This is a genomic window from Streptomyces sp. NPDC007917 (assembly GCF_042959105.1).
Classification (GTDB): Bacteria; Actinomycetota; Actinomycetes; order Streptomycetales; family Streptomycetaceae; genus Streptomyces.
In genome coordinates this window covers 150,297-165,311 of the sequence record NZ_JBIBKK010000002.1, presented here as the reverse complement: position 1 = coordinate 165,311, position 15,015 = coordinate 150,297, and the positions used below count along the sequence as shown (strand labels likewise).

Sequence of the window (15,015 nt, the reverse complement as noted above, 5' to 3'; positions counted from 1 at the left end):
CGAACCTCCCCACATGTCGATGGGAACGGCGAGTCGCCCGGGCGGCACCACGACACAACCGCGATGCCATCTCGTACCCATTGTGCTACGCCGGCCAGGATTTCTCCTGGTCGGCCATGGCTATGCGCCGTCTCCCCAGAGGCCGCGATGCCCGCGGTACCAGTCGACCGTGGCCGCCAGCCCGTCCTCGAACGGCACCGTCGGCTTGTAGCCCAGGGCGCCGGAGATCTTGGAGATGTCCATCGCGTACCGCCGGTCGTGCCCCTTGCGGTCGGCCACCTGCTCCACCATCGAGTGGTCCATGCCGAGCAGTTCGAGCAGCCGCTCGGTCAGCGCGCGGTTGGTCAGCTCCGTTCCGCCGCCGACGTTGTAGATCTCACCGGGCTCGCCGCCCTCGGCCACCAAGGCGATCCCCCGGCAGTGGTCGTCGACGTGCAGCCATTCCCTGATGTTCGCGCCGTCGCCGTAGAGCGGCACCTTTCGCCCGGCGAGAAGACGGGAGACGAACAGCGGGATGATTTTCTCCGGATACTGGTACGGGCCGTAGGTGTTGGAGCCGCGAGTGAGGCACACCGGCAGTCCGTGGGTGTGGTGAAAGGCCAGCACCATGAGGTCGGCCGACGCTTTCGAGGCCGCATAGGGGGAGTTGGGGGCGAGGGGTTCTTCCTCCGTCCAGGGGGTGCCGTCGGCGTCGAGCGACCCGTAGACCTCGTCGGTCGACACATGGACGAACTTGCCCACTCCCGTCTCCAGCGCACAGGTCAGCAGGGTCTGCGTACCCAGGACATTGGTCCGCACGAATTCCCCGGCCTCGGAAATGGAGCGGTCGACATGCGACTCGGCGGCGAAGTGCACGACGAGGTCGACGCCCCGCATCGCCTCCCGCATCAGCCGCCCGTCGCAGATGTCGCCCTCCACGAAACGCAGCGCGGGGCTGCCGGATACGGGCGCGAGGTTTTCCCTCCGGCCCGCGTAGGTCAGCTTGTCGACGACCACCACCTCGGCTCCCGCGAAAGCCGGGTACTCACCCTGTGTCGCCTGCCGGACGAAATGCGAGCCGATGAACCCGGCACCCCCGGTGACAAGTATGCGCACTGGCCGCCTTTCAGCCTTGCTGGGCAATCTCCCTCAGACGCCGACCGTAGTGCATCTGCGGCGGCGTGAGAGAAGTTCCGCCTTTCCTCGCGGCCGGCGGGCACCAGCCGCAAGGAGGCCCGCGCCCTGGTCGCCGCCTACGACGACCGGCGGGAGCCGCGGGCCACCACGAGCAGGCCGACGGTCAGTACCGCCACCGCAGCCGCCCGCGCGTCATGGTGCTGCAGCACGCCGTCCACCACCAGCACGCAGCCGGCCAGGACGAAGACTCCCACCCCGGCCCGCGTAGCTGCCCTCTGTCCGCGATTCATCCTGTCTCCCCCCACCGGCATGCGCCCGAGCCCCGTGATCCTATGGGGAAACGGCGACTGATGGAGCGGCGGGTCGGGGTTCCGGTGTCCGGTTGGGGTGCGGTGGCGGGGTGGTCAGTATCCGCGGGCGATCCAGGCGTCGAGCTGGGGTGCTTCGGCGCCGATGGAGGTGGAGCCGCCGTGGCCGGTGTGGACGGTGGTGTCGGCAGGGAGGGTGAGCAACTGGTGGCGGATGGAGTCGATGATGGTCGGGAAGTCGGAGTAGGAGCGGCCGGTGGCACCCGGGCCGCCCTCGAAGAGAGTGTCGCCGGAGAACAGGGCGCCCAGCTCCGGCGCGTACAGGCAGATCGCGCCGGGAGCGTGGCCGGGTGTGTGCAGCACGGTCAGGTGGGTGCCGGCCACGGTGAGGACGTCGCCGCCGGCCAGGTCCCCGTCCGGCTGCCGCCGCGGGTGCACGGCCTTCCACAGCGCGTGGTCGGACGGGTGCAGCAGGACGGGCGCCCCGAGGCGGTCGGCCAGCGCCGGGGCGGCGTTGACGTGGTCGTTGTGGGCGTGGGTGCACACGATGGCCACCAGGCGCCGCTCTCCGACGGCGGCGGCGATCGCCGCCGCGTCGTGTGCGGCATCGATGACCAGGACCTCGTCGTCGTCCCCGATGAGCCAGACGTTGTTGTCCACGTCCCAGCTTCCCCCGTCCAGCTGGAAGGTCCCGGACGTGACCAGGTGCTCGATCCGGGCGGTCACAGGACCACCACCGAGCGCAGCACCTCACCGCGGCGCATCTTCTCGAACGAGGCCTCGACCTCGTCGAGGGTGATCTTCTCGCTGACGAAGCCGCCGAGGTCGAAGCGGCCCTGCAGATAGAGGTCGATGAGGGCGGGGAAGTCGCGGGAGGGCAGGCAGTCGCCGTACCACGAGGACTTCAGCGCGCCGCCGCGGCCGAAGACGTCCAGCAGGGGGAGGTCGAGGGTCAGCTCCGGGGTGGGAACACCGACGAGGACGACGGTGCCCGCCAGGTCGCGGGCGTAGAAGGCCTGCTTGTACGTCTCCGGGCGGCCCACGGCATCGACCACCACGTCGGCGCCGAAGCCGCCGGTGAGCTCGCGGACCGCCTCGACGGCGTCGCTCTTGGCCGAGTTGACGGTGTCGGTGGCGCCGAACTTCACGGCCCACTCCAGCTTCCGCTCGTCGACATCGATGGCGATGATCTTCGAGGCGCCGGCCACCTTGGCGCCCGCGATGGCGGCCATGCCCACGCCACCGCAGCCGATCACCGCGATCGAGTCGCCCCGGCCCACGGCACCGGTGTTGACCGCGGCGCCGAATCCGGCCATCACCCCGCAGCCGAGCAGGCCCGCGGCGGTGGCCGAGGCCGTCGGGTCGACCTTGGTGCACTGGCCGGCGGCGACGAGGGTCTTCTCGGCGAAGGCGCCGATGCCCAGGGCCGGGGAGAGCGGGGTGCCGTCGGCCAGGGTCATCTTCTGGGTCGCGTTGTGGGTGGCGAAGCAGTACCACGGCTTGCCCTTGCGGCAGGCCCGGCACGTGCCGCAGACCGCGCGCCAGTTGAGGATCACGAAGTCGCCGGGGGCGACGTCGGTGACGCCCTCACCGACCGCCTCGACAACGCCGGCGGCCTCATGGCCGAGCAGGAAGGGAAACTCGTCGTTGATCCCGCCCTCGCGGTAGTGCAGATCGGTGTGACAGACACCGCAGGCCTCCACCCGCACCAGCGCCTCACCCGGGCCGGGGTCGGGCACCAGGACGGTCTCCACCGAAACCGGGGCGCCTTTCTCCAGGGCGACAACGGCGCGTACCTCGTGTGTCACTGTCGAGCTCCTTGTCGGGGTCGGCCGACATGGCTTCGGCCGGATGTACTGAACGGGTGAGGGAGAACAGGCTTGTTGCGGATCGTGCGTGGGGTTTTGTTATGGGCAACAGTCTGGTGTCTGGGGGACTGCTGTCAAGGCGTCGATTCCCGTGAACTTGTCCGGTGCCGAATAGGGCTCCGTCATCGGTTCGCTTCGTGCATAATGTTGCGCTGTGAGCAACAGTGCGCACGGTCGCCGGCCCATTGAGCAGGCGGAATCGCAGCACAAGGCGGAGTCTCCGGTGCAGTCGGTCGATCGAGCCGTGACCATCCTTGAACTCCTGGGGCGCCAGGTGGAGGCGGGGGCCACGGAGATCGCCGCTGAACTCGGGGTGCACAAGTCCACGGCCTCCCGGCTCGCGGCCGCCCTGGAGCTACGGGGGTTCATCGAGCAATCGGCAGAGCGCGGCAAGTACCGCCTGGGCCTTGGCATGATCCGCCTGGCGGGTACCGCCGCGGTTCGGCTCGACCTGTTCGAGCAGGCGCGCCCGGTGTGCGAGCAGCTCGCGGCGCAGCTCGCGGACTCCGTCCACCTGGCCGTCCTCGATGGCGACGCGTCCCTCACCATCGACCAGGTGCTCGGCCCCTCGCCGGTGACGACGCACAACTGGCTGGGCCGGTATCTGCCGCTGCACGCCACCGCAAGCGGCAAGATACTGCTGGCGCACCTGCTCGAGGAGGAAGTCGTGCGCAGGCTCGCGGGCCCGCTGCCCCGCTACACGCCGCGCACCATCACCGACGTCGCCGTCCTCAGGGCACAGCTGGACCAGGTCCGCACGGACGGCTGTGCCTACAGCGTCGTGGAGCTCGACGCGGCCCTGAGCGCGGTGGGAGCGCCGGTCTTCACCTCCAGCGGACGGGTGGAGGGCGCGCTCTGTGTCTCAGGGCCCTCGTCCCGGCTGACCGAGCAACGGCTGCGGGAGATCGCCCCCGTGGTGCGGGCGGCCGCCGAGAAGATCTCCACTCGGCTCGGCCACCCTCGCCACGGATGAAAGGCGCTCGGGAGGTCGGCGCCCGGGGTGCGGGGACTCATCGCGGACCCTGGGGGGAGGCGGCGCGTTCGGCGGCCTCGACGACGTTGGCCAGCAGCATGGCCCTCGTCATCGGCCCGACGCCGCCGGGCATGGGCGCCACCCAGCCGGCGACCTTGGCCACGTCCGGGTGGACGTCGCCGATCAGCCCGCTCTCGGTGCGGGTGATGCCGACGTCGAGCACGGCGGCCCCCGGCCGGACCATGTCCGGGGTGACGATCCCGGGCGAGCCGGCGGCCGCGACGACGATGTCCGCGTCGCGGACGTGCCAGGACAGGCCCTTCGTGCCGGTGTGGCACAGGGTGACGGTCGCGTTCTCCGACCTGCGGGTGAGGAGCAGGCCGAGAGGCCGTCCGACCGTGACGCCGCGGCCGATGACACACACCCGGGCGCCGTCGAGCGGCACACCGTGGCGGCGCAGGAGTTCGACGATGCCGCGCGGGGTGCACGGCAGTGGGCCGTCGACGCCGAGGACCAGCCGGCCGAGGTTGGTCGGGTGCAGACCGTCGGCGTCCTTGGCCGGGTCCATCCGCGCGAGGACGCGGCCTGAGTCCAGGCCGCGCGGCAGCGGCAGTTGGACGATGTATCCGGTGCAGGCGGGGTCGGCGTTGAGCTCGTCGACGACGGCCTCGACCTGGGCCTGGGTGGCGTCGGCCGGCAGTTCGCGCCGGATCGAGGTGATGCCTGCCTGGGCGCAGTCGCGGTGTTTGCCGGCGACGTAGGCGTGGCTGCCGGGGTCGTCTCCGACGAGGACGGTCCCCAGGCCGGGCACCACACCGCGCTCGGTCAGTGCGGCGACGCGGGCGGCGAGCTCGGCGCGGATGGCGGCCGCGGTGCTGCGGCCGTCGAGGATGGTTGCGGTCACGGGCCTGTCTCCTTCTCAGCCGCTTCTCAGCCGCGCAGGCGCTGCATGCTCGGGTCGAACAGGGGCTCCTCGGCGACGGCCGCGGGAACGCGCTGGTCGAAGTAGCCGATGGTCAGCGAACGGCCGGCGGTGGCCAGGTCGGCGGGCAGCCAGGCGTACGCGATGCCCTTGCCGATCGTGTAGCCGTACGCGGCGCTGGTGACATAGCCGACCGCGCGGTCCCCGTCGTAGACGGGCTCCTTGCCCATGACCTGGGCGTGCGGGTCGTCGATGGTGAGGGGGGCCAGCCGGCGCCGGACGTCGGCCGCCCGCCGCTCCAGTGCGGCACGGCCGATGAAATCGCCCTTGTCCATCTTGACGGCGAAGCCGACACCGGCCTCGTAGGGGTCGTGCTCATAGGTCATGTCGGTGCCGAAGGACCGGTAGCCCTTCTCCAGGCGGAGGCTGTTGAACGCGCCCCGCCCGGCCGCGATGCCGCCGTACGGCTGGGCCGCCTCCCACAGGGTGTCCCAGAGCTTGAGGCCCATGTCGGCGGTGGTGTAGATCTCCCAGCCCAGCTCCCCGACATAGGACAGCCGCATGGCGGTGACGGGGACGGAGCCGATATGGGCCCGCTGGGCGCGGAAGTAGCGCAGCCCCGCGTTGGAGAAGTCCTTGTCGGCCAGTGGCTGCAGCACCTCGCGGGCCTTCGGACCCCACAGCCCGACACAGCAGGTGCCGCCGGTGATGTCGCGGACGGCGACGGATCCGTCGTCGGGCAGATGCCGGGTGAGCCAGTCCAGGTCCAGGTTGCCGTTGGCGCCGACCTGGAAGTGGTCGCGCCCCAGGCGGGCGACGGTGATGTCGCTGCGGATGCCGCCGTCGTGGTCGAGCATCAGGGTATAGGTGACCGAGCCGACGGACTTGTCGACATTGGCCGTGGTCATGCGCTGGAGGAAGGCGACGGCCCCGCGGCCGGTGACCTCGAGCCGCTTGAGCGCCGTCATGTCGTACAGGGCGACGGACTCGCGGGTGGCCTGGGCCTCGGCGCCGACGATGGGCGACCAGTAGCGGGCGGCCCAGTCGTTGGGCGTGGGGATGTCCCGCCCCTTCAGCAGGGCCTCGTTCGCCGCGTACCACTGGGGCCGCTCCCAGCCGGAGGCCTCCAGGAAGTAGCCGCCGAGCTCCTGCTGACGGGCGTGGAACGGGCTGGTGCGCAGGGGCCGGGGCGCACCGGTGGGCTGCAGCGGGTGCAGGATGTCGTAGACCTCGACGAAGTTCTGGCAGTCGCGCGCGAGCACGTACTCGGGGGCGAGCTGATGCGGTTCGAAGCGGTTGACATCGCATTCGTGGAGGTCGAAGGACGAGCAGTGGCCGTCGACGAGCCATTCGGCCATGGCGCGGCCGACGCCGGCGGAGTGGGTGACCCATACGGCCTCGGCGACCCAGAACCCCTTGACGTCGGGCGACTCGCCGAGCAGGGGGAGCCCGTCGATGGTGAAGGAGAAGAGGCCGTTGATGCCCTCCTCGATCGTGGCGTCCTTGGTGGCGGGCAGCAGGGCCCGGGTCTCGCTCCAGGCGTCGGCGAAGTCGTCCTCGGTGAAGCCGAGTACGGAGGGCATCTGCTCGGCGGAGTCGACGGAGAGGATGTCGTCGGGCGACATCGGCATCGGGCGGTGGCCGTAGTAGCCGATGCCGATCCGGTCGAAGCGGTCGCGGTAGTAGAGGTCGGCGTCCTGGTGGCGGAGGATCGGGCGGATGGCTTCCTCGGCCTGCCCGGCGAGGGCGGGAACGGGGCCGGTCCAGGCGAGCTGGTGGGCCAGCGGTGTCAGGGGAAGGTTCATCCCGACCATGCGGGCGATCCTGGGGCCCCATATGCCGGCGCAGCACACGACGATGTCCGCGGGGACCTCGCCGTGGTCGGTGACCACGGCGGTGACGCGGCCGTCCTCCTCGCGGATGTCGAGGACTTCGTGGCGGGCGAGGGTCCGCACACCGCGGTCCTGGGCGGCTTTCAGCTGTGCCTCGACCGCGAGGACGGCCTTGGCCAGGCCGTCCGTGGGGATGAGCAGCCCGCCGAGCACCCGCTCGCGGTCGACCAGCGGATGGAGCCCGACGCATTCGTCCGGGCCGATCAGCCGGGCCTCGATGCCCCAGGAGGTCACCCAGCCGTGCCGGCGTCGCAGCTCCGCCAGACGCTCGGGGGTGGTGGCGATCTCGAGGCCGCCGACCTGGAGGAAACAGGGCTGCCCGGCAACCTCCAGGGAGCAGAACTTCTCCACGGTGTAGCGGGCCATCTCGGTCATGGTCTTCGAGGCATTGGTCTGGAACACCAGGCCCGGGGCGTGGGACGTGGATCCGCCGGTGGCGGGCAACGGTCCCTGGTCCACGACCGTGATGTCCGCCCAGCCGCGGGCGGACAGTTCGTCGGCCAGTGCGGCCCCTACGACGCCCGCCCCGATGATGACCACGCGCGGTCCCGCCATCGCATAACCTCCAGTTGCTGTTTATGCAACCTGCATCGCATTATGCAACTCACAGTGCAGGGCCCCCAGGTCGCTGTCAAGAGGTCGCGCGACAGCTCGGCTTTCTGCGGGCCGGTTGCACACCGGCTCTTGACCGGCTGGGCGGTGCACTGGACCATGTTGCGCATCACTCACCAGGTTGCGTATTGCGCATCAAATGGAGGATGGCGATGTCAATGTCTTCTCGACCGCGACCCGGCCACGAGTTCGTCCTCACCCTCTCGTGTCCCGACCAGGCCGGCATCGTCCACGCCGTAACCGCGTTTCTCGTCGGCCACTCCGGCAACATCCTGGAGAGCCGTCAGTTCGACGACCGGCTGCGGAACCGCTTCTTCATGCGGCTGCACTTCGACGTCTCGGATCCGGGTGTTTCGCTCAAGGAGCTGCGCGATGGTTTCGGCCCGGTGGCCGAGGAGTACGGGATCACCTGGCAGCTGCACGACGCCTCGGTCCCCACCCGCACGCTGATCATGGTGTCGAAGTTCGGCCACTGCCTGAACGACCTGCTCTTCCGCACCAGCGCGGGCGCCCTCAACATCGAGATCCCGGCGATCGTCTCCAATCACCGGGACCTCGAGCCGCTGGCGCGCAACTACGGCATCCCCTTCCACCACATCCCCGTGACCCAGCAGACCAAGGCCGAGGCGGAGGCGCGGCTGCTGGAACTGGTCGACGAACTCGACGTCGACCTGGTGGTGCTCGCCCGCTATATGCAGATCCTCTCCGACGATCTGTGCAAGCAGCTCGACGGCCGGGCCATCAACATCCACCACTCGTTTCTGCCGAGCTTCAAGGGCGCGCGGCCGTACGTCCAGGCGCATGAGCGCGGCGTCAAGCTGGTGGGGGCCACGGCGCACTACGTCACCTCGGACCTCGACGAGGGGCCGATCATCGAGCAGGACGTGGTCCGTGTGGACCACTCGCGCGCCCCGGACGAGCTGGTCACCCTCGGCCGTGACGTCGAGGCCCAGGTGCTGGCGCGGGCCGTGGAGTGGCACAGCGACAGCCGCGTCCTGGTCAACGGCAACCGCACCGTCGTCTTCCGCTGACCGGGTGAGCGACCGCGGGTCCGCCGCTGCGGAAGAAGGGTGACCTGGGACACGCGGCAGCCACGCGAACGGGCGGCGGGCCGTGGCGGAGGGATCACGTTGCGTGGCGGGGCGGGCTGATCCTGATGAGCATGCACACACCGCGCCCCCTACCTTCATGGCTCCCTCACGCCGCACCCCGAGGGGGCCCGGAGCCCAGCACATATAGTTGCGCTATGAGCAACTACACGGCAGCTAACGAAACAGCCAGCCCCGGAGTGAACGGGGTGCAGTCCGTCGACCGTGCCGTGAGCGTCTTGGAGATCCTGGCCCAACGCGGTGAGGCGGGCGTCAGTGAAGTGGCCGCCGAGATTGACGTGCACAAGTCGACCGCCTTCCGCCTGCTCGGAGCGCTCGAGTCACGCGGCCTGGTGGAGCAGGCCACCGAGCGGGGCAAATACCGCCTGGGCTTTGGGATCGTGCGCCTGGCCGGGGCGGTCACCGGCCGTATCGACGTCACCCAGCAGAGCCGGCCCGTCTGCGAACGGCTCGCCGAAGAGATCGGCGAGACCGTCAACATCGGCGTGCTGCAGGAGCACTACGCGGTCAACCTCTACCAGGTGCGCGGCCCGGGCGCGGTCGGCGCGCACAACTGGGTCGGGCAGCTCACCCCGCCGCACGCCACCTCCAGCGGCAAGATCCTGCTGGCCCACCTGCCCGCGAAGGAACGCGCCGAACTGATCGGGGAGTTCGGCATGAAGAAGCTCACCCCGCACACCATCACGGCCAGGACGAAGCTGGAGAAGAACCTCACCGAGGCGCGGGAGCGCGGATACGCGGTGACGCTCGAAGAGCTCGAGGTCGGCCTGCACGCCATGGCGGCGCCGATCCGGTCGCGGGACGGCGAGGTCGTCGCCGCGATCAGCGCGTCCGGGCCGGCGTACCGCTTCACCGAGGAGCGTATGCGCGAGGTCGCCCCGGTACTCGTCGAGGGCGCGGAGGAGATCAGCCACCGGCTGGGTTACCTGGGCTGAACCTCCCGCACGCCGCAGGACGGGGAAGCACGGCGCTCCAGCCGCACCACGATGCTCTTGGACGTCGGTGTGTTGGAGGTGTCGGCCACCGAGCCGAGCGGGACCAGCACATTGGCCTCGGGGAAGTACGCCGCACAGCAGCCGCGCGGGGTGTCGTAGGCCACGGCGCGGAAGGCCTCGGCCCGCCGCTCGTGGCCGTCGGACCACTCGCTGACGATGTCCACCACCTCACCGTCGGCGATGTCGCGCTCCGCGAGGTCATCGGGGTGGACGAAGACCACCCTGCGCCCCTGGTGGATGCCGCGGTACCGGTCGTCGAGCCCGTAGATCGTGGTGTTGTACTGGTCGTGGCTGCGCAGCGTCTGCAGCAGCAGACGACCGGGCGGGACGCGGAGCACCTCCAGGGTGTTCACCGTGAAGTTGGCCTTGCCGGTGGCGGTGGGGAAGCGCCGTTCGTCACGGGGGGCGTGCGGCAGGGTGAAGCCGCCGGGCTGCCGCACCCGGGTGTTGAAGTCGGTGAAGTCGGGCACGACCCGGGCGATGCTGTCGCGGACGGCGTCGTAGTCGGCCTCGAAGGCCGCCCAGGGCACGTTGTCGTCAGCGGCGTTGTCAGCGGCGGCGCTGTCGGTGGTGGCGGCTCGGTCGTCCGGGCCGAAGAGGGCGCGTGCCAGGCCGCAGATGATGGCCGGCTCCGAGCGAAGGTGCGGGGAGGCGGGGGCCAGCCGTCCCCGTGAGGCGTGCACCATCCCCATCGAGTCCTCGACGGTGACGAAGCGGTCCTCCCCGCCCGGCCCCCGGTCCCGCTCGGTGCGGCCCAGGGTGGGGAGGATGAGGGCCTCGCGGCCGCATACGGCGTGTGAGCGGTTCAGCTTGGTGGAGACCTGCACGGTGAGGCGGCAGCGTCGCAGGGCCCGCTCGGTGGCGGCGGTGTCCGGGGCGGCTGAGACGAAGTTGCCGCCCATGGCCATGAACACCCTCACCTCCCCGGCGCCCATCGCCCGGATCGTCTCCACCGCGTCGAAGCCGTGGTGGCGGGGCGGGTCGAAGCCGAACTCCTTGTTCATCGCGTCCAGGAACTCCGGGGCCGGCTTCTCGTAGATGCCCATCGTGCGGTCGCCCTGGACGTTCGAGTGGCCCCGCACCGGACAGACCCCGGCTCCGGGCCGGCCCAGGTTGCCGCGCAGCAGCAGGAAGTTCACGACCTCGCGGATGGTGGGCACGGAGTGCTTGTGCTGGGTGAGCCCCATGGCCCAGCACACCACGATCGACGGGGCTGACATGACGTCCCGTGCGGTCGACTCGATGATGTCACGGGTGAGCCCGGTGGCCTCCATGACATCGTCCCAGTTGAGTTTGCGCAGGTCGTCGGCGTACGCCTCGAAGCCCTCGGTGTGCTCGGCGATGAAGTCGCGGTCGAGGACCGTACCGGGGCGGGCGTCCTCGGCGTCGAGCAGGAGCCGCGACAGCGCCTGGAAGAGCGCCAGGTCGCCACCGAGCCGGATCTGGAGGAAACGGTCCGCGAGGGCCGTGCCGCCCCCCGCCACTCCGCGCGCGTTCTGCGGGTTCTTGAAGCGCAGCAGCCCCGCCTCGGGCAGGGGATTGACCGCGACGATGCGCGCGCCGCGGCGCTTGGCCTTCTCCAGGGCGGACAGCATCCGCGGATGGTTGGTGCCGGGGTTCTGTCCGACGACGAAGATCAGGCCGGCGTTGTGCAGATCGTTGAGGTGGACGCTGCCCTTGCCCACCCCGATCGTCTCCACGAGGGCCGAGCCGCTGGACTCGTGGCACATGTTCGAGCAGTCCGGCAGGTTGTTGGTGCCGAATTGCCGGACCAAGAGCTGGTAGAGGTAGGCCGCCTCATTGGAGGTCCGGCCCGAGGTGTAGAAGGCGGCTTCGTCGGGGGTGCGCAGCGCCCTGAGTTCCCGGGAGATGATGGCGAAGGCCTTCTCCCAGGTGACCGGCGCGTAGTGTGCGGATTCGGCGGGCTTGTACATCGGCTCGGTGAGGCGGCCTTGCTGGCCCAGCCAGTAGTCGCTGCGCTCGGCGAGCTCGTCCACCGGGTGAGCGGCGAAGAACTCCGGCGCCACCCGGCGGATGGTGGCTTCTTCGGCGACGGCCTTCGCGCCGTTCTCACAGAACTCCGCCCGGCTGCGGTGGTCGCCTTCGGGCCAGGCACAGCCGGGGCAGTCGAAGCCGTTCTTCTGATTGACCCTGAGCAGTGTCAGCGCGGTGCGCCTGACGCCCATCTGGTCGTACCCCATGCGCAGCGCGTGGGTCACCGCGGGCACGCCGGCGGCCCATTGCCCGGGCGCCCCCACCGTCAGCGCGTCCTCACCGGGCTCCTCGCGGGGCGCCTTGCGTGGCATGGGTGTTTCTCCTCGTCGATGTGGCGGTGGACCGCTGTTATGCGCTCAGCCTGCTCTGCAGCCAGGTGTGGAACTCGCCGATGTGGTGCTCGCTGGGCACCAGGACGCCGCCCTTGGCGTAGGCCCGCGAGCTCATCGCCGGCTGGGTGCGCTCGCAGGCGTCGAAGTCCTGTTGGTTGACCCGGTGGAACAGCTCCACCGAACGCTCCACGTCCTGACCGCTCTCCACCACATGCGGCAGGTAGAGCCAGTCGCACTCCACGACCGTGCGGTCGGGTGCCATCGGATACATCCGGTGGAAGATCACATGGTCCGGCACCAGGTTGATGAAGACCTGCGGCCTGACCGTGATCGCGTAGTAACGCCGGTCCTGGTCCTCTCCCACGCCGGGAATGCGGTCCAGTCCCTCGCTGCCGTCGACGGTGAACCCCTGGATCTGCCGGCCGAACTCCGCGCCGTGCCCGACGTAGTACTGGGCCGCGTACCCGTCGGCGAACTCCGGCAGCACCTCCGTCAGCTCCGGATGGATGGTGGCGCAGTGGTAGCACTCCATGAAGTTCTCGATGATGAGCTTCCAGTTCGCCGTGACGTCGTAGGTGATCCGCCGGCCCACCTCGAGGTCTTCGATCCGGTAGTTCTCGATCGCCTCCACGTTGCCCAGACGCTCGACCACCGCGCCGATCACGTCGTCCTCGAACGACGGCGGGGTGTCGGCCAGCGACACCCACACATAGCCCAGCCACTCCCGGACATGCACGTTGACCAGGCCGTACTCCTGCCGGTCGATGTCCGGCATCGACGTCAGATTGGGGGCCGCGACCAGCTTCCCGTCCAGACCGTAGGTCCAGGCGTGGTACGGGCACTGGAAGGCCCGCTTGACCTCACCCGACTCCTCCAGGCACAGCTTCGCGCCCCGGTGCCGGCAGATGTTCAGGAACCCCTTGATCGAACCGTCCCGCGCACGGGAGACCAGCACGCTCTCCCGCCCGACCTGGTACGTGCGGAACTGACCCGGCTTGGCCAGATCGGCGGAGCGGGCCACGCAGAACCACATGGCCTCGAAGACGCGCTCCTGCTCGAGCGCGAAGATCGCGGGATCGGTGTAGTACTCCCCCGACAACGTGCTGATCAGGCTGGGGGGCAGGCTGGTCGTGGTCACGGTGCTCCTTGAGGGTTACGTCGTGGACGGGGCTGACGGACGCTTCAGGAACGGCGTCGATCTGTTTCTTAATGAGAAACGACGCTCTTATTACGCAACGAGAATCGGGTGTAGAAGTACCGGTGTCAAGAGTTCGGGAGGCCTGCGCCGGCCCGCCGCGGGGCGGTGGCGCGGACCGTCGGGCTCACACGGATCCGGCCCTCTGTGCGGCAGCCTCCGTGGCCAGCAGGCGGCGCCAGCGCATGAACGGCTTGGCCCGGTTCACGCCGAGCACCGCGACCGGCTGGTCCGCGCGCCGGTAGACGGCCAGGAAGCTGCGGTCGTCGGCCGCGCCCTCCTCGATCGTCACCTGGTCGGCTTCGGCGGCGTATCCGGCGAACTGGACGCGGACACCGTACTGGTCGGACCAGAAGTACGGGGGGCGGACGGGCTCGGGGGCGGCTGTGCCACCGGAGAGCAGGGTGGACACGGCGGCCGCCGCACGCTCCAGCGCCCCCGTCCAGTGCTCGACCCGGCGGTGCGCCCCGACCGCGGGGTCGTACCAGGCCGCGCAGTCGCCGACCGCGACGACGCCCGGCAGGCTCGTGCCGCCACCGGCGTCACACCGCACCCCGTTCTCCAGCGCCACGCCCGAGCCGGCGAGCCAGTCGACGCAGGGGCGGGCGCCCACTCCGACGACGACGGTGTCGGCCGCGAGGCGGCGGCCGTCCTCGAGCAGCACCGCCTCCACACGGCTCCCGCCGCTGAGCCCCCGGACGGCGGTGCCGCACAGCAGCCGGACGCCGTGGTCGGCGTGGAGGGAGGAGACCAGCCCACCCATCTCCGCTCCGAGCGGACCGGTGAGCGGGGCCGGTGCGGCTGAGACGACGGTGACTTCGAGGCCCAGCGCACGGGCCGTCGAGGCGACCTCGGCGCCGATGAACCCGCCGCCGACGACCACGAGCGAGCCGCCGCGCGCCAGGTCCGCACGGAGCGCACGGGCGTCGTCGAGGGTGCGCAGCACATGGACGCCGGCGAGGCCGTGTCCGGTCGGCAGGGTGCGGGCCGCCGCTCCGGTGGCCACCACCACCCCGTCGGCGCGGACCGTGCCGCCGTCCGCCAGCCGTATGGCGCGGTCGGACCGGTCGAGGCCGACGGCGCGCGCGCCGAGCATCCAGTGGGCGTCCAGGGCCTCGTCGTCCGACTCGAGCGCGAGGGCGGACTCCGTCATGGCTCCGGCCAGGAACTCCTTCGACAGCGGCGGCCTGTCGTAGGGGCGGTGGACTTCCTCGCCGAGGACGACAAGGCGTCCGTCGTAGCCCTGGGTACGCAGTGCGCGGGCGGCCGACAGTCCGGCGAGCGACGCACCGACGATGGCCACGGTTCTCATGCGGCCCCCTCGCCGGCCAGGCGGTGGGCGACGCGGGGCGGCAGGTTCGGTGCGTCCTGGGACAGCTGGACGTAGATCATGCCGTCCTCGACGACGACCTGGTGGGTGCGTACCGGGAGCTTGGCCGGCGGAGCGTCCACCCTGCCGGTGCGCAGGTCGAACTTCGAGGCGTGCAGCGGGCACTCCACCTCGCACCCCTCCAGCCAACCGTCGGACAGCGAGGCGTCCTGGTGGGTGCATGTGTCGTCGATGGCATAGACCTCGCCGTCATCGGTGTGGAACACCGCTATGGGCGGGGTGTTCTCGAACCGGAAGGCCTCGCCTCGCGGCAGATCGGCGAGACGGCACACGGGAATCATCACGACCACCTCGATGCATATAATGAA

At 70.3% G+C, this 15,015-nt stretch carries 13 protein-coding genes; 3 read left to right on the top strand and 10 right to left on the bottom strand.

Annotation, left to right across the window (positions count from 1 at the left end):
• Positions 1-120 precede the first annotated feature (120 nt).
• From rfbB to ACFZDL_RS03775, 4 genes are all read right to left on the bottom strand, one after another.
• Entirely contained in the window at positions 121-1,095 is a 975-nt protein-coding gene (gene rfbB, locus ACFZDL_RS03790) for a dTDP-glucose 4,6-dehydratase (RefSeq protein WP_353591202.1), read from the bottom strand.
• A 137-nt stretch (positions 1,096-1,232) separates the two neighbouring features.
• Positions 1,233-1,406 carry a hypothetical protein gene (locus ACFZDL_RS03785; RefSeq protein WP_353591201.1) on the bottom strand — a complete coding sequence of 58 codons (174 nt, stop codon included), beginning with the start codon at positions 1,404-1,406 and terminating at the stop codon, positions 1,233-1,235.
• Between the two features lie 114 nt (positions 1,407-1,520).
• The gene (locus ACFZDL_RS03780) at positions 1,521-2,150 is read right to left on the bottom strand and encodes an MBL fold metallo-hydrolase (RefSeq protein ID WP_353591200.1); all 630 of its coding nucleotides are present in this window, start codon (positions 2,148-2,150) and stop codon (positions 1,521-1,523) included.
• Positions 2,147-3,232 carry an S-(hydroxymethyl)mycothiol dehydrogenase gene (locus ACFZDL_RS03775; protein WP_353591199.1) on the bottom strand — a complete coding sequence of 362 codons (1,086 nt, stop codon included), beginning with the start codon at positions 3,230-3,232 and terminating at the stop codon, positions 2,147-2,149. The genes ACFZDL_RS03780 and ACFZDL_RS03775 overlap by 4 nt, the downstream gene beginning before the upstream one ends.
• A 214-nt stretch (positions 3,233-3,446) precedes the next feature.
• Here ACFZDL_RS03775 and ACFZDL_RS03770 point away from each other — a divergent pair, with 214 nt between their 5' ends.
• The gene (locus tag ACFZDL_RS03770; RefSeq protein ID WP_353591198.1) at positions 3,447-4,265 is read left to right on the top strand and encodes an IclR family transcriptional regulator; all 819 of its coding nucleotides are present in this window, start codon (positions 3,447-3,449) and stop codon (positions 4,263-4,265) included.
• Positions 4,266-4,302: 37 nt separating this feature from the next.
• Here the strand turns inward: ACFZDL_RS03770 and ACFZDL_RS03765 are convergent, their stop codons facing one another.
• On the bottom strand, positions 4,303-5,169 hold the full coding sequence (locus tag ACFZDL_RS03765) for a bifunctional methylenetetrahydrofolate dehydrogenase/methenyltetrahydrofolate cyclohydrolase (RefSeq protein ID WP_353591197.1): 867 nt from the start codon (positions 5,167-5,169) through the stop codon (positions 4,303-4,305).
• Between the two features lie 26 nt (positions 5,170-5,195).
• The gene (locus ACFZDL_RS03760) at positions 5,196-7,634 is read right to left on the bottom strand and encodes an FAD-dependent oxidoreductase (protein WP_353591196.1); all 2,439 of its coding nucleotides are present in this window, start codon (positions 7,632-7,634) and stop codon (positions 5,196-5,198) included.
• 215 nt (positions 7,635-7,849) lie between these two features.
• Here ACFZDL_RS03760 and purU point away from each other — a divergent pair, with 215 nt between their 5' ends.
• Together purU and ACFZDL_RS03750 are read left to right on the top strand one after the other, a co-directional pair.
• Positions 7,850-8,722, top strand: a complete 873-nt coding sequence (purU, locus tag ACFZDL_RS03755; protein WP_353591195.1) for a formyltetrahydrofolate deformylase — start codon at positions 7,850-7,852, stop codon at positions 8,720-8,722.
• Between the two features lie 215 nt (positions 8,723-8,937).
• Entirely contained in the window at positions 8,938-9,735 is a 798-nt protein-coding gene (locus tag ACFZDL_RS03750; protein WP_391190304.1) for an IclR family transcriptional regulator C-terminal domain-containing protein, read from the top strand.
• Here the strand turns inward: ACFZDL_RS03750 and ACFZDL_RS03745 are convergent.
• The 4 genes from ACFZDL_RS03745 to ACFZDL_RS03730 all read right to left on the bottom strand — a co-directional run bounded on the left by ACFZDL_RS03745 (position 9,723) and on the right by ACFZDL_RS03730 (position 14,991).
• Positions 9,723-12,101, bottom strand: coding sequence for an FdhF/YdeP family oxidoreductase (locus ACFZDL_RS03745; protein WP_353591194.1), 2,379 nt, complete (start codon positions 12,099-12,101; stop codon positions 9,723-9,725). The genes ACFZDL_RS03750 and ACFZDL_RS03745 overlap by 13 nt on opposite strands.
• Positions 12,102-12,138: 37 nt before the next feature.
• Positions 12,139-13,260, bottom strand: a complete 1,122-nt coding sequence (locus ACFZDL_RS03740) for an aromatic ring-hydroxylating dioxygenase subunit alpha (protein ID WP_353591193.1) — start codon at positions 13,258-13,260, stop codon at positions 12,139-12,141.
• 184 nt (positions 13,261-13,444) lie between these two features.
• Positions 13,445-14,629, bottom strand: coding sequence for an FAD-dependent oxidoreductase (locus tag ACFZDL_RS03735; protein ID WP_353591192.1), 1,185 nt, complete (start codon positions 14,627-14,629; stop codon positions 13,445-13,447).
• Positions 14,626-14,991 (bottom strand): bifunctional 3-phenylpropionate/cinnamic acid dioxygenase ferredoxin subunit, encoded by a 366-nt coding sequence (locus tag ACFZDL_RS03730; protein WP_353591191.1) that lies wholly within the window; start codon positions 14,989-14,991, stop codon positions 14,626-14,628. The genes ACFZDL_RS03735 and ACFZDL_RS03730 overlap by 4 nt, the downstream gene beginning before the upstream one ends.
• Positions 14,992-15,015: the final 24 nt, after the last annotated feature.